At 72.6% G+C, this 20,830-nt stretch carries 14 protein-coding genes; all 14 read left to right on the top strand.

The window, feature by feature from the left end:
* Positions 1–108: 108 nt before the first annotated feature.
* The 14 genes from ABZ404_RS19365 (at position 109) to ABZ404_RS19300 (ending at position 20,435) form a co-directional block, all read left to right on the top strand.
* The gene (locus ABZ404_RS19365; protein ID WP_358831447.1) at positions 109–1,212 is read left to right on the top strand and encodes an ATP-binding protein; all 1,104 of its coding nucleotides are present in this window, start codon (positions 109–111) and stop codon (positions 1,210–1,212) included.
* A gap of 73 nt (positions 1,213–1,285) precedes the next feature.
* Positions 1,286–2,797, top strand: a complete 1,512-nt coding sequence (locus tag ABZ404_RS19360) for a Mur ligase family protein (protein WP_358831446.1) — start codon at positions 1,286–1,288, stop codon at positions 2,795–2,797.
* A 6-nt stretch (positions 2,798–2,803) separates the two neighbouring features.
* Positions 2,804–3,154, top strand: coding sequence for a DUF4233 domain-containing protein (locus ABZ404_RS19355; RefSeq protein WP_358831445.1), 351 nt, complete (start codon positions 2,804–2,806; stop codon positions 3,152–3,154).
* Between the two features lie 105 nt (positions 3,155–3,259).
* Entirely contained in the window at positions 3,260–3,673 is a 414-nt protein-coding gene (gene ndk, locus ABZ404_RS19350) for a nucleoside-diphosphate kinase (RefSeq protein ID WP_358831444.1), read from the top strand.
* 265 nt (positions 3,674–3,938) lie between these two features.
* Positions 3,939–4,958 carry a rod shape-determining protein gene (locus ABZ404_RS19345; protein WP_053727412.1) on the top strand — a complete coding sequence of 340 codons (1,020 nt, stop codon included), beginning with the start codon at positions 3,939–3,941 and terminating at the stop codon, positions 4,956–4,958.
* Positions 4,959–5,094: 136 nt separating this feature from the next.
* A complete protein-coding gene (gene mreC / locus ABZ404_RS19340) occupies positions 5,095–6,216 on the top strand; it encodes a rod shape-determining protein MreC (RefSeq protein WP_358831443.1) in 1,122 nt (373 codons plus the stop codon).
* A gap of 16 nt (positions 6,217–6,232) precedes the next feature.
* On the top strand, positions 6,233–6,916 hold the full coding sequence (mreD, locus tag ABZ404_RS19335; protein ID WP_358831442.1) for a rod shape-determining protein MreD: 684 nt from the start codon (positions 6,233–6,235) through the stop codon (positions 6,914–6,916).
* 13 nt (positions 6,917–6,929) lie between these two features.
* Entirely contained in the window at positions 6,930–9,131 is a 2,202-nt protein-coding gene (mrdA, locus tag ABZ404_RS19330; RefSeq protein ID WP_358831441.1) for a penicillin-binding protein 2, read from the top strand.
* Positions 9,131–10,321: a rod shape-determining protein RodA gene (gene rodA, locus ABZ404_RS19325; protein WP_358831440.1), complete on the top strand. Its 1,191-nt coding sequence runs from the start codon at positions 9,131–9,133 to the stop codon at positions 10,319–10,321. Before mrdA ends, rodA begins: the two co-directional genes overlap by 1 nt.
* 82 nt (positions 10,322–10,403) lie before the next feature.
* Positions 10,404–11,945, top strand: coding sequence for a CYTH and CHAD domain-containing protein (locus ABZ404_RS19320; protein ID WP_358990601.1), 1,542 nt, complete (start codon positions 10,404–10,406; stop codon positions 11,943–11,945).
* A gap of 87 nt (positions 11,946–12,032) precedes the next feature.
* Complete coding sequence (locus ABZ404_RS19315) at positions 12,033–13,961, top strand: TIGR03960 family B12-binding radical SAM protein (protein ID WP_358837351.1); 1,929 nt, start codon at positions 12,033–12,035, stop codon at positions 13,959–13,961.
* 74 nt (positions 13,962–14,035) lie between these two features.
* A complete protein-coding gene (locus ABZ404_RS19310; RefSeq protein WP_358837350.1) occupies positions 14,036–15,184 on the top strand; it encodes a hypothetical protein in 1,149 nt (382 codons plus the stop codon).
* A gap of 132 nt (positions 15,185–15,316) precedes the next feature.
* Positions 15,317–16,093, top strand: a complete 777-nt coding sequence (locus ABZ404_RS19305; RefSeq protein WP_358837349.1) for a TIGR03936 family radical SAM-associated protein — start codon at positions 15,317–15,319, stop codon at positions 16,091–16,093.
* 235 nt (positions 16,094–16,328) lie between these two features.
* The gene (locus tag ABZ404_RS19300; protein WP_358990598.1) at positions 16,329–20,435 is read left to right on the top strand and encodes an Rne/Rng family ribonuclease; all 4,107 of its coding nucleotides are present in this window, start codon (positions 16,329–16,331) and stop codon (positions 20,433–20,435) included.
* The last annotated feature ends 395 nt before the right edge of the window (positions 20,436–20,830 follow it).

The raw sequence follows: 20,830 nt of genomic DNA, 5'->3' as shown, positions 1-20,830 counted from the left end.
GCCTCGCGTGCCGGTGGGGCCGCCCCGTGGGTCACATCACGCTTTCCGCCGCCCCAAAGGGGCGAAAGTCGGCCATCGGGGGCCGAAAGACCTTGCATGATGGAAGACATGTCCGCTCCGTCCCCCGCCTCCGCCCTGCGGCGCGCGCTGGGGGACGACCGGGCGCTGGACGTACTGATCGCGACGGCCGCCTTCGCCCTGATGATCATCGATGTGCCGGGCCTGGCGGCGGCGGACAACTCGCTGACCGGCGCCACCGTGCCGCCGGTCCTGGCGGCGGGCTCGGCGACGCTGCTGCTGCGCCGCAGATGGCCGTGGGTGCCGTACGCGGCCGCGCTGCTCTTCCTCGGGTGGCTGCACCAGCTGACCCTGATCCAGTTCGCGCTGTACTCGCTGGGCCGCTTCCGTGGGCGGCGTACTGCGGTGGCGGCGACGGTGCTGTACGTGGCGGTGGCGTGCGGCCTCTACTGCGTCCCCGGCTGGCTCGGGCACCGCGCGGAGACACTCAGCTCGTTCCTGAGCATCGTGGTGCCGGTGGGGGTGCTGTCGTCGGCGGTGGGCGTCGCCACGTACCGCCAGGACCTGGTCCGCGAGGTGGAGGCGCTCCGGGCCGTGCAGGCGGAGCGGGCGTCGGTGGCGCGGGACGTCCACGACATGGTGGGGCGCGAGCTGACGATGCTGGCGGTGACGGCGGAGGTACGGGCCCGGCGCGCCCGGGGCGGCCCGCACGAGCGGGACTTCGACTTCCTGGCCGAGACGGCGCGGCGGGCGCACCGGATGCTGAACGAGATCCTGGTGACGCGGGCGGACGAGCGGCGCGCCACGCCGGGTCTGGAGGGCCTGCCGTCCCTGGCGGCCCAGACGCGCCGGGCCGGGTCGCCGGTGACCCTGGACGTCTCCGGGCGCGCCCGGGCCCTGTCCCCGCTGCGCCAGGCGGCGGTGTACCAGGTGGTGCGGGAGTGCCTCACGAACGCGGTGAAGCACGCGCCCGGGGAGGCGGTCTCGGTGACGGTCGCCGTCCGGGGCGCGGAACTGACCGTCCGCGTCCACAACCGTGTGCCGTCCACGGCCCCGTCGACCATTCCGGTGTCGTCGGGGACGGGGACGCTGTCCATGCGGGAGCGGGTGGAGGGGGTGGGGGGTGTGCTGTGCACCCGGCGTACGGCGACGTCGTACGAGGTGGAGGCGGTGCTGCCGTCCGGACTGACCTGACCTGTGGTTCCCGGGGCGTGCGGCGCGGGCCCGCCCGGGCCCGGGCCGGGGAGGGGCTCCGTAGACTGGGGGCGTGACCGAGCAGCCCGACCGCAGCAGCAGCCCCGACGACCACTTCGACGAGATCGTCGAGGCCGAGACCACCCGCGACCCCGACCTGGCGGTGATCGAGGCCGGCAGCCGCACCCTGCGTACCCACGGCGGCGCCCCGCAGGCCGACCCCGTCCCCGCCCGCCCCGCCGACCCCGAGGTCGACAAGGCGCTGCGCGCGGTCGAGACGGAGCTGGCGACCCGCTGGGGCGAGACCAAGCTGGAGCCCTCCGTCGCCCGGATCGCGGCGCTGATGGACGTCCTGGGCGAGCCCCAGCGCGCGTACCCCTCGATCCACATCACCGGCACCAACGGCAAGACCTCCACCGCCCGCATGGTCGAGGCGCTGCTCAACGCCTTCGACCTGCGCACCGGCCGGTACACCTCCCCGCACGTCCAGTCGATCACCGAGCGCATCAGCCTGGACGGCGCGCCGATCGCCGCCGAGCGGTTCATCGAGACGTACGAGGACATCAAGCCGTACGTGGAGATGGTCGACGGGCAGCAGGAGTACCGGCTGTCCTTCTTCGAGGTGCTCACCGGGATGGCGTACGCGGCGTTCGCGGACGCCCCCGTCGACGTGGCCGTCGTCGAGGTCGGCATGGGCGGCAGCTGGGACGCCACCAATGTGATCGACGCCTCCGTGGCCGTCGTCACCCCCATCTCCCTGGACCACACCGACCGCCTCGGCTCCACCCCCGCCGAGATCGCCGTGGAGAAGTCCGGGATCATCAAGCAGGACTCCACCGTCATCCTGGCCCAGCAGCCGGTCGACGCGGCCCAGGTGATGCTGAAGAAGGCCGTCGAGGCGGACGCCACGGTGGCCCGTGAGGGCATGGAGTTCGGGATCGTCACGCGCGAGGTCGCGGTCGGCGGCCAGCTGCTGACCCTGCGCGGCCTCGGCGGTGAGTACGAGGACGTCTTCCTTCCGCTGTACGGCGCGCACCAGGCGCACAACGCGGTCGTCGCCCTCGCCGCCGTGGAGGCGTTCTTCGGCATCGGCTCCGAGCACGCCCGCCCGCTGGACGTGGACACCGTCCGCAAGGCGTTCGCCTCGGTCCTCTCGCCCGGCCGGCTGGAGGTGGTGCGCCGCAGCCCGACCGTCGTCCTGGACGCCGCCCACAACCCGGCGGGCGCGCAGGCCACGGCCGAGGGGCTGACCGAGGCGTTCGGCTTCTCGCGGCTGATCGGTGTGGTCGCGGCCAGCGCCGACAAGGACGTGAAGGGGCTCCTGGAGGCCTTCGAGCCGGTCTTCGCCGAGGTCGTCGTGACCGCCAACACCAGTCACCGTTCGATGGACGTCGACGAGCTCGCCGCGATCGCGGTCGAGGTCTTCGGCGACGAGCGGGTGGTGGTCGAGCCGCGTCTGGACGACGCGCTGGAGGCGGCGATCACCCTGGCGGAGGAAGAGGACGAGTACGCCGGTGCGGGAGTCCTCGTCACCGGTTCCGTGATCACGGTCGGCGAGGCCCGGCTGCTCCTGGGAAGGGGCTGACGCCCGATGCGTACGCTCTGCGCTTCCACCCTCATCGGTGAATTCTTCGTCATCGGGTTCGCCGGTCTGGTCGCCATGAAGGACCAGGACCTGACGGTGTCCACGGTGTGGACGGTCAGTGGCATCGCCATGCTGTTCTCGCTGCTCCTGTGCGGCGTCCTGACCCGTCCCGGTGGCCTCCAGCTGGGCTGGGCGCTCCAGATCGCGCTGATCGCGAGCGGCTTCGTCGTCCCGCACATGTTCTTCCTCGGCGCGGTCTTCGCCGGTCTGTGGTGGGCCTCGATCCACTACGGCCGGCAGGTGGACGCGGCGAAGGCCCGTTTCGCGGCCCGGGCGGAGGCGGAGCCGCAGGCGTAGACGGTCCGGCCGGAGGCGGTGGGGCCGGTCCGGGTGCCGCCGTGCCCGGCGCCCCCTGTAGCCTCGCCTTCACCGCACACGTATGCCTGCAAGGAGCCGGACACCATGACCCAGCGCACTCTCGTCATCCTCAAGCCCGACGCCGTCCGTCGCGGCCTGATCGGCGAGATCATCGGCCGTATCGAGCGCAAGGCCGGCTGGACCATCCCGGCGATGGAGCTGCGGACGCTGGACCAGGAGACGCTGGAGCAGCACTACGGCGAGCACAAGGGCAAGCCCTTCTACGAGCCGCTGATGGGCTTCATGGCCTCCGGCCCGGTCGTCGTCCTCGTCGTCGAGGGCGAGCGCGTCATCGAGGGTGTGCGGGGGCTCGCGGGCCCCACCGACCCGATCGCCGCCACGCCCGGATCCATCCGGGGCGACTTCGGCACGATCGTCCGCGAGAACCTCATCCACGCCTCCGACTCGGAGGAGTCGGCCGAACGGGAACTGAAGATCTTCTTCCCGGGTCGCGTCTGATTCCCTGACCGGTTGTCAGCCATATAGCGCTCATGACCTGGGGCGACCGAAGGAATTTCGGTCGCCCTTCGGCATATGCGGGGTGAAGTCGGGAACGCATCGCCCCGACACGTCGTCACCAATAACAGAGGTGGACCAACGCGCCGTGTCCGTGCAGGCGGCACTACGATGGAGCCTCACGCCCACAGCACCCACCTCGCCGACCTAAAAAGCCGTCAACGCTCGATTAGGGAAGGCCGGACGCATCCTCATGGGGAGCAACAACATGTCGTTCATCGGCCGTGACATGGCTGTCGACCTCGGGACCGCCAACACGCTGGTGTACGTCAGGGGCCGCGGAATCGTCCTGAACGAGCCCTCCGTCGTCGCCATCAACACCAACACCGGCGGCATCCTGGCGGTCGGCGCCGAGGCGAAGAAGATGATCGGCCGTACGCCGGGCAACATCGTGGCCGTACGACCGCTGAAGGACGGCGTCATCGCCGACTTCGAGATCACGGAGCGGATGCTCCGCTACTTCATCCTCAAGATCCACAAGCGGCGTTACCTGGCGCGCCCGCGCGTTGTCGTCTGTGTGCCCTCGGGCATCACCGGAGTCGAGCGCCGCGCCGTCATCGAGGCCTCCACCCAGGCCGGCGCCCGTCAGGTGCACATCATCGAGGAGCCCATGGCCGCGGCCATCGGCTCGGGGCTGCCCGTCCACGAGGCGACCGGCAACATGGTCGTCGACATCGGCGGCGGCACCACCGAGGTCGCGGTGATCTCGCTCGGCGGAATCGTCACGGCACAGTCCATCCGGGTGGCCGGCGACGAGCTGGACAACGCGATCATCCAGCACATCAAGAAGGAGTACAGCCTCCTCCTCGGTGAGCGCACCGCCGAGCAGATCAAGATCACCATCGGTTCGGCGTACGACCTCGACAAGGACGAGCACACCGAGATCCGCGGCCGCGACCTGGTCTCCGGGCTGCCCAAGACCGTGGTCATCTCGGCCGCCGAGGTCCGCAAGGCCATCGAGGAGCCGGTCAACGCGATCGTCGACGCCGTGAAGACGACCCTCGACAAGTGCCCGCCCGAGCTCTCCGGCGACATCATGGACCGCGGCATCGTCCTCACCGGCGGCGGCGCCCTCCTGCGCGGCCTGGACGAGCGGCTGCGCCGCGAGACCGGTATGCCGATCCACATCGCCGAGGACCCGCTGGACTCGGTCGCCCTGGGATCGGGCAAGTGCGTCGAGGAGTTCGAGGCCCTCCAGCAGGTCCTGGACGCCCAGCCGCGCCGCTAGGCGGAGAACGCCGAGGTCCCCCCGGGTCGCCCAGTGACCCGGGGGGACCGCCCGTACGGGGCACTGCCAACCCGTACGACGGATCGTTGATATACAGATCGAACAGATTCCGACGAGGAAGGCACGGCCGCCGCACGTGAGGGACACACGAGAGAGCCGGCTCCTCCTGGTGCTGCTGGTCGCCGTAGCGTTCGCGCTGATCACGGTGGACATCCGGGGTGGGGAGAATTCGCCGGTGGACGGGGCCCGGCAGGCCGCCGCCACGGTGTTCGGTCCGGTCGAGAACGGCATGGCGGCAGCCGTCGATCCGGTGGGCAACGCCATCGGCGCCGTGCGCGACTCGGGGGAGCGGCACAACAAGATCGCCGACCTCCAGCGGGAGAACGAGGCGCTGAAGCAGAAGCTCGGCAGCGACGCCCGCAACCGCTCGCGTCTCAACCAGCTCGACGCGATGCTGAAGACCGCCGGCGAGGGCCAGTACGGCATCAAGGCCGCGCAGGTCATCGGCATAGGAGCGGCCCAGGGCTTCTCCTGGACCGTCACCATCGACGCCGGCTCGCGCGACGGCATCAAGCGCGACATGACCGTGCTGAACGGGGAGGGCCTGGTCGGCCGCGTCACCACCGTCGGCCCGTCCACCGCCACCGTCCTGCTCGCCAACGACCCGGACTTCACCGTCGGCACCCGGATGGAGAGCAGCGACGAGCTGGGCTTCGCCACCGGCCAGGGCGACCGGCCGCTGTCGGTGCAGCTGCTCAACGGCAAGGCCAAGGTCAAGGCCGGCGACCGGCTGGTGACCTTCGGTTCGCAGTCCGACCGGCCGTTCGTGCCCGGCGTCCCCGTCGGCGAGGTCGTCAAGGTCGACCCCTCCGGCGGCGATCTGACGCGGACCGTCTATGTGCGGCCGTACGTCGGGTTCACCAAGCTCGACATCGTCGGCGTCGTCGTCCAGGCCCCGCGCACCGACCCGCGCGACCAGGTGCTGCCCGCCAAGCCCAGGCCGACCCCGACGCCCACCGTGACCGTCACGGTCACCCCGCCGCCGCCCGGCAACGCGGTCAACCCCAACCAGGCCGACCCCAACGTGCCGATCCCCACCAACGACCCCAACGGCAACCCCAACGGCAACCCGGTCCCGGATCCCCCCGCGGATCCCAACCGCAAGCCCGGCGCGCTCCCCGGCGGCGATCCGGACAACGCGAACAACGCGAATACCGCGAATACCGCGAACAACACAGCCGCCGACGGCGACCAGTAAGTAGGAGCTGATCCAGATGCGTATCAACAGGGTCATCCTCTCCGCCGCCCTGATCGTCGTCGCCCTCGTCGTCCAGGTGAGCGTCCTGGCCCGGCTCCAGCTGCCGGGCGCCGTCCCGGACCTGGTGCTGCTCACCGTCCTCGGTCTCGCCCTCGTCTACGGCCACCTCGGCGGCGCCTTCGTCGGCTTCGCCGCGGGGCTCCTCAGCGACCTCGCGCCGCCCGCCGACCACGCCGCCGGGCGCTACGCGCTGGTCCTGTGCCTGGTCGGCTACGCGGCGGGGCTCGCCAAGCCCGACCACGGCCGGCTGCGCTCGGCCACCGGGCCCATGGTCGTGGTGGTCTGCGCGGCCGTCGGCTCCACCCTGCTCTACGCGGGCGTGGGCGCCCTCGTCGGCGACACCGCGGCCCGCCATGTCGGCCTGGTGAACCTGCTGTTCACGGCCGCCGTCTACGACCTGCTGCTCGCCCCGTTCACCGTGCCGCTCATCATGGCGCTCGCCAGACGGGCCGACAACGACCCGCTGGCCGAGACGTCCGGGGGCGGCGGCGCGGCCGCGAGCGGCGCGAGCATCACCTCCGGCCGGCTCTCCGGCGGCACCGGCCTGCGGATCGGCGGGCAGAAGGGCGGCCTGCGGGTGCGGGCCGCCCGCAACCGCGCGGCCCGGGCCGGCCGCATCAAGGGCGTCAAGCGACTGTGAACGAGGGGGCAGCGTGAGCAACATCCCCGAGACGGGACGCACCCCCCGGGTGCAGATCCGCCTCGTCATCATCCAGGTCCTCGTCTTCTCCCTGCTCCTCACCCTCGGCGGGCGCCTCTGGTACCTGCAGATCCGCAACGGGCAGGAGTACGAGGACGAGGCGAAGAACAACCACGTGCAGCAGGTCGTCCAGCCCGCCGTGCGCGGGGCGATCCTCGACGCGCGCGGGGTGCCGCTGGCGGACAACGAGACCCGGCTGGTGGTCTCCGCCTCCCGCACCGACCTGACGAAGATGCCCGACAAGGGCAAGGCCGTGCTGACCCGGCTGGCCGGGGTGCTCGGCATGAAGCCGCAGGACGTCATGGACAAGGTGCGTCTGTGCGACGCCAAGACGCCCAAGCCCTGCTGGAACGGCTCGCCGTACCAGCCGATCCCGGTCACCGACAAGGCCACCACCCAGCAGGCCCTGCAGATCCGCGAGCGCTCCGAGGACTTCCCCGGCATCACCGCCGACCCCACCGCGGTGCGCCGCTACACCTCGCCCGGCAAGGCCAACACCGCGCAGGTGCTCGGCTACCTCTCGCCGGTCACCGACGAGGAGATCATCAAGGCGAAGGACACCGACTCGCCGTATCTGCGCTCGGACATGGTGGGCCGCTCGGGACTTGAGCGCACCTACGACAAGCAGCTGCGCGGCAAGGCGGGCGTGACCCGCTACGAGGTGGACAACCTCGGCCGGGTCATCGGGCAGGCGCAGAGCGACAAGGCCGAACCGGGCTCGAACATCGTCACCTCGATAGACGCACGCGTGCAGGCCGTCGCGGAGTACGAGCTGAACCACGCGATGACCGAGGCCCGCAAGGAGTTCGACAAGAACACCAACGAGAACTACAAGGCCGACGCGGGCGCGGTCGTGGTGATGGAGGCGAAGACCGGCCGGGTCGTGGCGATGGCCTCGCTGCCCAACTACGACCCCAACGCCTGGGTCGGCGGCATCTCCGCCAAGGACTACCAGGCGCTCACCGGCAAGGACTCCAACTACCCGCTGCTGAACCGCGCCATCCAGGGCCAGGCCGCCCCCGGCTCCATCTTCAAGGTGGTCTCCTCGGCCGCCGCGGTCCGCGCCGGATACGCGTTCAACAACACCTACCCCTGCCCCAGTTCGTACTCCGTCGGCGGACAGGTCTTCAAGAACTTCGAGTCCCAGGGCCACGGCAGCATCACCATCGGCCAGGCCCTGGAGGTCTCCTGCGACACCGTCTACTACGGCCTCGCGCACGACCAGTGGCTCAAGGACGGCGGCATGAAGCCGAAGAAGGACGCCGCCGACTGGTTCTACAAGACCGCCCACGACTTCGGCCTGGGCGCCAGGACCGGCATCGACCTGCCCAGCGAGGTCCCCGGCCGGGTCCCCGACCGCCAGTGGAAGCAGCGGTTCTGGGAGGCCAACAAGGACGCCTGGTGCAAGCACGGCAAGAAGGACGGCGACTACGTCCAGAAGATCGAGTACGAGAACTGCCTCGAAGGCAACCTCATGCGCGCCGGTGACTCGGTCAACTACTCCATCGGCCAGGGCGACACCCTCGTCACCCCCATCCAGATGGCCACGATCTACTCGGCGATCTCCAACGGCGGCACCCTCTACAACCCCACCGTCGGCAAGGCCGTGATCAGCGCCGACGGCAAGTCCGTCAAGGAGATCACCCCCAAGGCGCACGGCAAGCTGCCGATGACCCGGGCCACCCGCGACGACATAGACGAAGCCCTCGCGGGAGTCGCCACCCGCGGCACGGCCGCCTGGCGGTTCGGCGGCTGGCCGCAGAAGCAGATCCCGATGCACGCCAAGACCGGCACCGCCGAGGTCTACGGCAAGCAGACGACCTCGTGGTTCGCCACGTACACCAAGGACTACTCGATCGTCATGACGATCTCCCAGGGTGGTACGGGCTCGGGCGCCTCCGGCCCCGCCGTGCGCAACATCTACGACGCGATCTACGGCCTCGACGACGCGGGCAACCAGGACCTCGGGCGCGCCCTGCTGCCCCAGCCGCAGCAGGCCCTGCCCAAGGTCCAGGCCGACGGCTCCATCGACGCGCCGAAGATCGAGCCGTACGACCCGGACTCGCAGAAGGTCCCCGAGAAGAAGACCGGTGAGCAGCAGCCCGCCACCGCCGACACCGACAACCGCAACGGCGGACGCGGGCGGAGGGACTGATGGCCGGCTTCTCCGTCCAGCGCTACGCCCCCGAGCGCTCCGCCTTCGCCAAGCTCACCGCGCGCGACTCGGTGCTGCGCCGGCTCGACTGGTGGCTGCTGCTGTCCGCGCTCGCGCTGTCCTTCATCGGTTCGCTGCTGGTGTGGTCCGCGACCCGCAACCGCACCCAGCTCAACCAGGGCGACCCGTACTACTTCCTGATCCGGCACGCCATGAACACCGGCATCGGGTTCGGTCTGATGGTCGGCACGATCTGGCTGGGCCACCGCACCCTGCGGGGCGCGGTGCCGGTGCTGTACGGGATCTCGGTGGTGCTGATCCTGGCCGTCCTGACCCCGCTGGGCGCGACCGTCAACGGCGCGCACGCCTGGATCATCATCGGCGGCGGCTTCTCGCTCCAGCCCTCCGAGTTCACCAAGATCACCATCATTCTGGGGATGGCGATGATACTGGCGTCGCGCGTCGACGCCGGGGACACCCCGCACCCCGACCACCGCACGGTGCTCAAGTCCCTGGGCATCGCCGCGCTGCCCATCCTGATCATCATGATGATGCCGGACCTCGGGTCCGTCATGGTCATCGTGATCATCATCCTGGGCGTGCTGCTCGCCTCCGGAGCCTCCAACCGCTGGGTGCTCGGCCTGATAGGAGCGGGCGTGGCCGGGGCGGTCGCGGTCGCGGCGCTCGGGCTGCTCGACGAGTACCAGATCAACCGCTTCGCCGCCTTCGCCAACCCCAGCCTCGACCCGGCGGGCGTCGGCTACAACACCAACCAGGCCCGTATCGCCATCGGCTCCGGCGGACTGACCGGCACCGGCCTGTTCAAGGGCAGCCAGACCACCGGCCAGTTCGTCCCCGAACAGCAGACGGACTTCGTCTTCACCGTCGCGGGCGAGGAGCTCGGCTTCGTCGGCGCCGGCCTGATCCTCGTCCTGCTCGGCGTGGTCCTGTGGCGCGCCTGCCGCATCGCGCGCGAGACGACCGAGCTGTACGGCACGGTCCTGGCGGCCGGGATCGTCGCCTGGTTCGGCTTCCAGTCCTTCGAGAACATAGGGATGACCCTCGGCATCATGCCGGTGGCGGGCCTCCCGCTGCCCTTCGTGTCCTACGGAGGATCGTCGATGTTCGCCGTGTGGGTCGCGATCGGACTGCTCCAGTCGATCAGGGTGCAGCGGCCGATAACGGCATAGCGCCGCGAGCGAAGCACCGGACCGGCCGCCATGGCCGGTCCGGCGCCTGTTTGAGACTGCGTTTCGCGTCTAGATTCAGTTCATGGCGGAGACCAAGCGCGAGATCGAGCGGAAGTACGACGCCACCGGCGACGACGTACGGCTCCCCGGCCTCACCGGGGTCCCGGGAGTCGCGCGCGTCGCCGAGCGGGGCGTCGCCGAGCTGGACGCCGTCTACTACGACACCCAGGACCTGCGCCTGGCCGCGGACTCCCTCACCCTGCGCCGCAGAACGGGCGGCGACGACGCGGGCTGGCACCTGAAGTTCCCCGTCGCCACCGGCATCCGCGACGAGATCCGCGCCCCCCTCTCCCCGGATGTCCCGAGCTCCCTGACCGCGCTCCTGCGCTCCCGCGTCCGCGGCGGCCGGCTGGATCCCGTCGTCCGGCTCGTCTCCTCGCGCGAGGTGCGCCATCTGCTCGGCGAGGACGGCACACCGCTCGCCGAGGTGAGCGTCGACTCCGTGCGCGCGGTGCGCCTGGGCCCCGGACGCGCGGGCGCCACGGCCACCTGGACCGAGGTCGAGGTGGAGCTCGCCGACGGCGCCGACCCCGCCCTCCTCGACCGCGTCGACAAACGGCTGCGCAAGGCCGGGCTGCGCCCCGCGCGCAGCGCCTCCAAACTGGCCCGGGCCCTCGCGGAGACCGCCCCGGCCGTACCGGACCTCCCCGAACCGCGGGCCGTGGAGCACACCGGCGGCCCCACCGCGGGCGACCACGTGCTCGCCTATCTGCGCGCCCAGCGCGACGCCCTCGTCGCCCACGACCCCGCCGTCCGCCGCGACCTGCCCGACGCCGTCCACCAGATGCGCGTCGCCTCCCGCCGCCTGCGCAGCGCCCTGAAGTCGTACGGAAAAGTCCTCGACCGGACCGTCACCGACCCGCTCGGCGAGGAGCTGAAGTGGCTCGCGGGAGAGCTCGGCGTCGACCGCGACCAGGAAGTGCTCACCGAACGCCTCCAGAGCCGCGTCGCCGCCCTGCCCCGCACCCTCGTCCTCGGACCCGTGCGAGGACGGCTGCGCCGGTGGAGCGTGGCCCGCCGCGCCGACGCCCGCCGCACCACCCTCGCCGCCCTGGACAGCCCGCGCCACCTCGCCCTGCTCGACGCCCTGGACGCGCTGCTCGCCGCCCCGCCGCTGCGCCCGGCCGCCCACCGGCCCGCCGCGAAGGTGCTGCCCAAGGCGGTGCTCAAGGACTACGAACGGCTGGCGGGCCGGATCGCGCACGCCCTGGAGCTCGCCCCCGGCGACCGGCGCGACCGCGCCCTGCACGACGCCCGCAAGGCCGCCAAACGGGTCCGCTACGCCGCCGAGGCCGCCGCGCCCGCGCTCGGCGCCCCCGCGAGGAAGTTCGCCAAGCGGATGAAGGCGGTACAGAAACTGCTGGGCGGCCACCAGGACAGCGTGGTCGCCCGTGAGGCCCTGCGCGCCCTGGCGGTCCAGGCACACCTGGCGGGCGAGTCCGCCTTCACCTGGGGACTGCTGTACGGACAGGAGGAGGCGGCCGGCGCCGACGGCGAGCGCGAGCTGCCGGAAGTCTGGCGCACGGCCTCCCGGCCGAAGCCGCGCCGGAGGCTGAGGGCCTGAGACGGGCGAACGCGGCGGCGGAGGGCACCCCGGGAGCGGGTTACGCTAGAGAGTCGCCCCCTTGCCAGCTCACGAAAGTTCGTCGAGATGACTGCCGCCGAGTCCGTCTTCCCACAGCTCGAAGCCCTGCTCCCGCATGTGCAGAAGCCGATCCAGTACGTCGGCGGTGAACTCAACTCCACGGTCAAGCCCTGGGAGAGCTGCGACGTGCGCTGGGCGCTCATGTACCCGGACGCCTACGAGGTCGGGCTCCCCAACCAGGGCGTCATGATCCTCTACGAGGTGCTGAACGAGCGCGAGGGCGTCCTGGCCGAGCGCACCTACAGCGTGTGGCCGGACATGGAAGCGCTGATGCGCGAGCACCACGTGCCCCAGTTCACCGTGGACAGCCACCGCCCCGTCGGCGCCTTCGACGTCTTCGGGCTCAGCTTCTCCACCGAGCTCGGCTACACCAACATGCTCACCGCCCTTGACCTGGCGGGCATCCCGCTGGAGGCCAGGGACCGCGGCATCGACGACCCGATCGTCCTCGCGGGCGGCCACGCGGCCTTCAACCCCGAGCCGATCGCGGACTTCATCGACTGCGCCGTCATCGGCGACGGCGAGCAGGCCGTCCTCGACATGACCGCCATCATCCGCGCCTGGAAGGCCGAGGGCCGCCCCGGAGGCCGCGAGGAGGTCCTGTTCCGCCTCGCGAAGACCGGCAACGTGTACGTCCCGGGCTTCTACGACGTGGAGTACCTCCCCGACGGGCGCATCGGCCGTGTCGTACCGAACAGGTCGGGCGTGCCGTGGCGGGTCAGCAAGCACACCGTCATGGACCTCGACGAGTGGCCCTACCCCAAGCAGCCGCTCGTGCCGCTCGCGGAGACCGTCCACGAGCGCATGTCGGTGGAGATCTTCCGCGGCTGCACCCGCGGCTGCCGCTTCTGCCAGGCCGGCATGATCACGCGCCCCGTGCGGGAGCGAAGCATCACCGGCATCGGCGAGATGGTGGAGAAGGGCCTGAAGGCGACCGGCTTCGAGGAGGTCGGCCTGCTCTCCCTGTCCAGCGCCGACCACACCGAGATCGGTGAGATCGCCAAGGGCCTCGCGGACCGCTACACCGAGGACAAGATCGGCCTCTCGCTGCCCTCCACCCGCGTGGACGCCTTCAACGTCGACCTCGCCAACGAGCTGACCCGCAACGGCCGCCGCTCGGGCCTGACGTTCGCCCCCGAGGGCGGCTCCGAGCGCATGCGCAAGGTCATCAACAAGATGGTCTCCGAAGAGGACCTGATCCGTACGGTCGCGACCGCCTACGGCAACGGCTGGCGCCAGGTGAAGCTGTACTTCATGTGCGGCCTGCCCACCGAGACCGACGAGGACGTCCTCCAGATCGGCGACATGGCGGTCAACGTCATCGCCAAGGGCCGCGAGGTATCCGGCCAGAACGACATCCGCTGCACCGTCTCCATCGGCGGGTTCGTGCCCAAGCCGCACACCCCCTTCCAGTGGGCCCCGCAGCTCTCCGCCGAGGAGACCGACGCACGCCTGGAGAAGCTCCGCGACAAGATCCGCGGCGACAAGAAGTACGGCCGCTCCATCGGCTTCCGCTACCACGACGGCAAGCCCGGCATCGTCGAGGGCCTGCTCTCGCGCGGCGACCGCCGCGTCGGCGCGGTCATCCGCGCCGTCTACGAGGACGGCGGCCGCTTCGACGGCTGGCGCGAGCACTTCAGCTACGACCGCTGGATGGCCTGCGCCGAGAAGACCCTGCCCGCGTACGGCGTGGACGTCGACTGGTACACCACCCGCGAGCGCACCTACGAGGAGGTCCTGCCCTGGGACCACCTCGACTCCGGTCTCGACAAGGACTGGCTCTGGGAGGACTGGCAGGACGCCCTCGACGAGACCGAGGTCGAGGACTGCCGCTGGACCCCGTGCTTCGACTGCGGGGTGTGCCCGCAGATGGACACGCACATCCAGATCGGTCCCACGGGCAAGAAGCTGCTCCCGCTGACCGTCGTCAAGTAACCGCCCGATCACCGGTTGATCACAGCAGGCCCCGGACCGCAACGGTCCGGGGCCTGCGGCGCGTCCCGAGGTATATGGAACTCCAGCAGCAGCCGCCCCGGCAGCCCGACGGCTGTCTGACCGTCGCGATCCGCCTCCCCGTACGGATCGTCGTCCTGGTCCTGGTGGTCCCCGTCCGCCTCCTGTGGGACGCCGTCGCGGCCACCGGCCGCGCGGTCCACCGCACGGTGCTGCGGCCGGTGGGCCGGGCGCTGGCGTGGCTGGGCCGCACGCTCGTCGTGGTGCCGCTGACGTACACGCTCCGGGCCCTGGGCCGGGCCGTGCGCGTGCTGGTGCTCACGCCGCTGGGATGGCTGTGGCGGTACGGGGTGGCCGTCCCGGCGGTATGGCTCCACCGCCACCTGCTCGCCCCGCTGGGCCGGGGCATCGCCCGGGTGGGGCGCGGGGCCGGGCGGGCCGTCGCCGCCGTGTGGACGGGGTTGATGTGGGTCCTCTCGGGTGTGTGGGCGGGCTTGGTGTGGGTCCTCTCCGGTGTGTGGGCGGGAGCGGCCCGGCTCGGCTCCGGGGTGTGGGCCGCGGTCGCCTGGCTCGGCACCGGGATGGGGATCGGGCTCGGATGGGCCGGTACCCGGCTGTGGGCGGGCCTGGCGTGGTGCGGGCGCGGGATCGGCGCGGTCCTCTCGGTGGTCGGGACCGTCCTCGTACGAGTGGGTTTGATCTTGTTTGTGGTACCGGTCGGGTGGTTCTGCCGACGCGTGCTGATGCCGGTCGGACACGCCGTCGCCGTCGTCGCGCGCGAGATCGGCGCCGCCTTCGGACACGCCTGGCGGATCGCCGGACACCTCTCCCGGGCCATCGGGCGCGGCCTGAAGTGGCTCGGGTGGCAGCTCGTCGGCCGCCCGCTGCGCTGGGTGTGGCGCACCCTGTGCGCCCCGGTGCTGCACTGGGCCCGCCGCGCCCTGTGGGCCCCGGCGGCGCGCGCGGCCGTCCTGGCGGGCCGCGCCGCACGCGACACGCTGAGCGGCGCGGCCCGTACCGCCCGCGAGGCCCTCGCCTCGGCCCGCGAGAGCGTGCGGCAGGCCCGCGCGGACGCCTGGCGGGCCCTCGTCGGCGGCCCGCGCCGGGAACCGGCACCGCTCACGACGCGTACTCTGGGTAGTACAACTACTGCCTCCGGCGCGGTGCCCGCCCCCGAGATCTCCCTCAGCAGGACGGAGGGATGAGCCGGGCGGCGCGCGGGCTGTGACCGGAGGGCCCCCACAGGACAGGTGGGCGGCGCCCACCGCGCCCGCCCCGCACGAGGAGAAGAACCACTGGGCAAGCGACAGCCCGAAGGCCCGCCGCCCGCACCCGCGGTGCAGCGCATCAGACTGCGCTACACCAAGCGCGGCCGCCTCCGGTTCACCAGCCACCGCGACTTCCAGCGCGCTTTCGAGCGCGCGCTGCGCCGCGCCGAGGTGCCCATGGCCTACTCGGCCGGCTTCACCCCGCACCCCAAGGTGTCGTACGCGAACGCGGCCCCCACCGGTACCGGCTCCGAGGCCGAGTACCTGGAGATCGCGCTCACCGAGCACCGCGACCCGGCGACGCTGCTCACGCTGCTCGACGAGTCGCTGCCCGCCGGGCTCGACATCACCGACGCCGTCGAGGCCCGCACCTCGGGCCTGGCCGACCGGCTGACCGCCTCCGTCTGGGAGATGCGGCTCGACGGCGTACCCGTCGAGGACGCCCAGAAGGCCGTCGACGCCTTCCTCGCCGCCGAGACCGTCGAGGTCCAGCGCCGGACGAAGAACGGCATGCGCACCTTCGACACGCGCGCCGCCGTGGCCGGCCTGGAGGCGCTTTCTCCCCAGGCCGATAGGCCGCTGGACAAGCCCTGTGCGATACTGCGGCTGGTGGTACGGCACCTGACACCTGCCGTGCGACCCGACGACGTCCTGTCCGGTCTCCGAGCTGTGGCCGACCTGGCGCCGCCGGTCCCCGCAGCGGTGACCAGGCTGGCGCAGGGGCTCTTCGACGAGGAGTCCGGCACGGTGACCGACCCGCTCGCGCCCGACCGCGAGGCAGCCCCGGCCGCTCCACCCAAGGCCGCCGGGACCACCTCTGCGACGGCGCCGGGTCCAGCCGCGTAAGGCAGTCGTTGTAGCGCAGCCCTGGTACTCGGGAGCCACCTGGGTCGGGCCGCGCACTGACCAGGAGACTTTCGCCAGGCCGTGCGTACATCGCGTACGGAACCGGCGAGCCGGACATATCAGCTCCCGTGCGGCGCCCGCGCCCCGGACGACGGCACCCGCGCACATCACGCGGATGTGCCGCCGGACCGGAATCAGGCGCGGCGCCCGGGAGCGTGACGGGAGCTACGCCCGCATGCTTGAGAACGAGAAGAACGAATCCGGTGTGACCGGAGACGACAACAGCAGCCCCAGCGACACGCTGCCGCCGCGCCGCAGGCGCCGCGCGGCGTCGCGGCCCGCCGGTCCGCCGGGTGCGGCGGGCGCCGAGGCGCCCGAGACGCCCGCCGCGGCCGCCGAGGCCCCGGCCGAGACGCCCGCTGCCGAGGAGGCCGCCGCCCCGCGTACGCGTCGCCGCGCCACCCGTAAGGCCACCGCCCCGGCGGGTGCGCCCGCCGCCGCCGAGACGGCCGCGACGACCACCGAAGCGCCCGCCGCCGAGGCCCCGGCCGAGACGCCCGCCGCCGCCGAGGAGGCCGCCGCCCCGCGTACGCGTCGCCGCGCCACCCGTAAGGCCACCGCCCCGGCCGGCGCGCCCGCCGCCGAGACGGCCGAGCCCGCCGAGGCCCCGGCCGCCGCCGAGCCCGAGCCCGCCGTCGAGGAGTCCGCCGCCCCGGCGCGCACCCGTCGCCGTGCCACCCGCAAGGCCACCGCCCCGGCCGGTGCCCCGGCCGCCGAGGAGGCCGAGGTCGTCGTGGCCGCCGAGCCCGTCGCGGCCGCCCCGGCCGAGGAGAGCGCCGTCGAGGAGCCCGCCGCTCCGGCGCGCACCCGTCGCCGTGCCACCCGCAAGGCCACCGCACCCGCCGGTGCCCCGGCCGCCGAGGAGTCCGCCGCCGGTGCGCCCCCGGCCGTCGCCGCCGAGGACCCGGTCGCCTCCCCGGCCGAGGAGGCCGCCGTGGTGGCCGCCGCCGAGGAGTCCGCCGCCCCGGCCCGCACCCGCCGCCGCGCCACCCGCAAGGCCACGGCTCCCGCCGGTGCGCCCAAGGCCGCCGAGGAGGCCGAGCAGGCCGCCGTGGTCGTCGAGCCCGTCGCCGCGGCCCCGGCCGCCGAGGAGCCCGCCGCCGAGCCGGCCGCGCCCGCCGAGTCCGCCGAGGACGACGCGCCGCGTGGGCGTACCCGTCGCCGTGCCACCCGTAAGGCCACCGCGCCCCAGTTCACCCCGGCCGCCGCCGACGAGCCCGTCAAGGAGCCCGAGGCGGCCGCGGCCGAGCCGAAGGCGGAGACCGGCCGCTCCCGCCGCCGGGCCACCCGCCCCGCCGTCGCCGTCTTCCAGGCGCCGGTCTTCCACGAGCCGATGTTCCAGACCCCGGAGACGGCCGCCGCGGCCGCCGCCCGGGCCGCCGAGGTGCCGGACGAGGAGGAGGAGCCGGAGGAGACCACCACCGAAGTCGCCGCCGAGCCCGCCGCCGAGCAGGCCGAGCCGCAGAGCGGCTCCCGCCGTCGCCGCCGCCGTCGCGGTGAGAGCGCCGAGACCGCGCCGGAGCCCCAGGCCCCGGTGGCCGTCGCCGAGGAGGCCGACGAGGAGCCCGCCGCCGAGGAGGAGCCCGAGGGCGCCGACACCGAGGAGCACGAGGACGACCGTCCCTCGCGCCGCCGCCGCCGCGGTGGCCGCCGCCGTCGCCGGGGCGAGTCCGCCGAGAGCGACGAGGGCGAGGCGGAGGAGTCCGCCGAGGCCGAGGCGTTCGAGGACGAGGACGAGGAGTCCGAGGACACCCCGTCGGCCGCCGGCACCAGCAGCAGCCGCCGGCGCCGCCGGCGCCGTCGCCGCAGCGGTGACGGGGGCGACCACGAGTCCGGTACGGGCGGCGACGACCCGGAGCGTACGGTCGTCAAGGTCCGCGAGCCGCGCCCGGCCCGTGAGAAGGCCGAGCCCGGCACCGGCGCCGACGAGGTGCAGTCCATCAAGGGCTCGACCCGTCTGGAGGCGAAGAAGCAGCGCCGCCGCGAGGGCCGCGAGCAGGGCCGCCGCCGGGTGCCGATCATCACCGAGGCGGAGTTCCTGGCGCGCCGCGAGGCCGTCGAGCGCGTGATGGTCGTCCGCCAGAGCGGCGAGCGCACCCAGATCGGCGTCCTGGAAGACAACGTGCTCGTCGAGCACTACGTCAACAAGGAGCAGGCCACCTCGTACGTCGGCAACGTCTACCTGGGCAAGGTCCAGAACGTGCTGCCGTCGATGGAGGCCGCCTTCGTCGACATCGGCAAGGGCCGCAACGCCGTCCTGTACGCCGGTGAGGTCAACTTCGAGGCGCTGGGCATGGGCAACGGGCCGCGCCGCATCGAAGCCGCGCTCAAGTCCGGCCAGTCGGTCCTGGTGCAGGTCACCAAGGACCCGATCGGCCACAAGGGCGCCCGTCTGACCAGCCAGGTCTCCCTGCCGGGCCGCTACCTCGTGTACGTGCCCGAGGGCTCGATGACCGGCATCAGCCGCAAGCTCCCGGACACCGAGCGGGCGCGGCTGAAGACCATCCTCAAGAAGATCGTCCCCGAGGACGCGGGCGTCATCGTGCGCACCGCCGCCGAGGGCGCGAGCGAGGACGAGCTGCGCCGCGACGTCGAGCGTCTGCAGCAGCAGTGGGAGGAGATCTCCAAGAAGGCCAAGCAGATCTCGACGAGCTCGCCGAGCCTGCTCTACGGCGAGCCGGACATGACCGTCCGCGTCGTGCGCGACATCTTCAACGAGGACTTCACCAAGGTCATCGTCAGCGGTGACGAGGCCTGGGAGACCATCCACGGCTACGTCTCGCACGTGGCGCCGGACCTGGTGGACCGGCTGACCCGGTGGACCTCCGAGGTCGACGTCTTCGCGACGTACCGGATCGACGAGCAGCTGATGAAGGCGCTCGACCGCAAGGTCTGGCTGCCGTCCGGCGGCTCGCTGGTGATCGACAAGACCGAGGCGATGATCGTCGTCGACGTCAACACCGGCAAGTTCACCGGCCAGGGCGGCAACCTGGAGGAGACCGTCACCAGGAACAACCTGGAGGCGGCCGAGGAGATCGTGCGCCAGCTGCGGCTGCGCGACCTCGGTGGCATCGTCGTCATCGACTTCATCGACATGGTCCTGGAGTCCAACCGGGACCTGGTGCTGCGGCGCCTGCTCGAATGCCTGGGCCGCGACCGTACGAAGCACCAGGTCGCCGAGGTCACCTCGCTGGGCCTGGTCCAGATGACCCGCAAGCGGGTCGGCCAGGGCCTCCTCGAGTCGTTCTCCGAGACCTGTGTCCACTGCAACGGGCGCGGCGTGATCGTGCACATGGAGCAGCCGACCGGCACCGGCGGTGGCGGCAACGGCAAGCGCTCCAAGAAGCGTGGCCGCGGCGGCGAGCACGACCACGAGGCGCACGAGCACGAGGGCCACGAGGGCATCGACGTCGTCGACGTCGACCCCCTCCACGCGGACGCGGACATCGAGGTGGTCGAGACCGAGGCGGAGCTGGCGGCCGAGGTCGCGGCGCCCGTCGCGCTCGCGGAGCCGGAGTTCGTGCCGGACGAGGAGCTCTACAGCAGCGTCGCCGAGGCGGAGGCCGCGGCCCGCGGCAGCCGCTCCCGGCGCCGTGCGAGCCGCAAGGCGTCGGCTCCGGCCGGTGCGCCCAAGCGGGGCGTCGAGCCGGTCGCCGAGGCCGAGCCGGTGGTGGCGGAGCCCGAGGCGGCGCCCGCGCCCGTGCAGGAGGCCGAGCCGAAGGCGGTGACGGTCGCGTCGTTCATCGAGGACGAGGCGCCGCGTGGGCGCACCCGGCGCCGGGCCACCCGCAAGGTGTCCGCGCCCGCGGGTCCGCCCGCCGCGGCCGAGCCGGTCGTGGTGGAGCCCGTCGTGGTGGCCGAGCCGGTCGCCGCACCGGCGCCGGTCGCCGAGCCCGAGCAGGTCGCGGCCGAGCCCGTCGTCGAGGAGGCGCCCGCCGCCGCCCCGCCGAGGGCCCGTCGCCGGGCGACCCGCAAGGCCACGGCACCGGCCGGGTCGCCGTCGGGCGCGCAGGAGGCGGTTCTCGTGGTGGAGAACGCGCCGGCGGCCGAGCCGGTCGTGACCGAGGTCGCGGCCCCGGCCCCGGCCGAGGCTGACGCCGACGCCGACGCCGAGGCGGCTCCCGCCAAGAAGACGGCCCGTAAGACGGCCAAGAAGGCCACCACCGCGAAGAAGGCGGTCGCCAAGAAGACGGCGGCCAAGAAGACCGCGGCGAAGAAGACGACGGCCAAGAAGGCCACCGCGAAGAAGGCGGCGGCCGAGCAGGTGCCGACGGAGAGCTGATCTCCGCCCCACTGGGACGCACCACCGAAGGCCCGGCCCCGGGAACCCCGGGGCCGGGCCTTCCGCCTGCGCTGAGCCCGTCCGGGCGGGTGTTTGTCCGCGGGCCGGTGGGGGCCGGCCGCGCAGTTCCCCGCGCCCCTGTGGGGCGCCCGGTACCGTCCCGGGCGGGCCCGAGTGTTCCGTTGGGAGGGTCGCTTTTCGTCTGCGGGTTGGTGGGGGTTGGTCGCGCAGTTCCCCGCGCCCCTAAGACCAGTCGTCGTCCGCGGGCCGTGGTGGGTTGCTCGCGCCGTTCCCCGCGCCCCTTCGGGGCGCCCCGGGAATGCCGCGCAGCGGCATGTGAGGGGCGCGGGGAACTGCGCGAGAAGCCCCACCGGCCCGCAGCCGGAATCCGGGCC

It is taken from the genome of Streptomyces sp. NPDC005878 (genome assembly GCF_040629815.1).
Lineage (GTDB): Bacteria > Actinomycetota > Actinomycetes > Streptomycetales > Streptomycetaceae > Streptomyces.
Note: the sequence above shows the minus strand (reverse complement) of the source record. Positions and strands in the feature narration are given on the sequence as shown.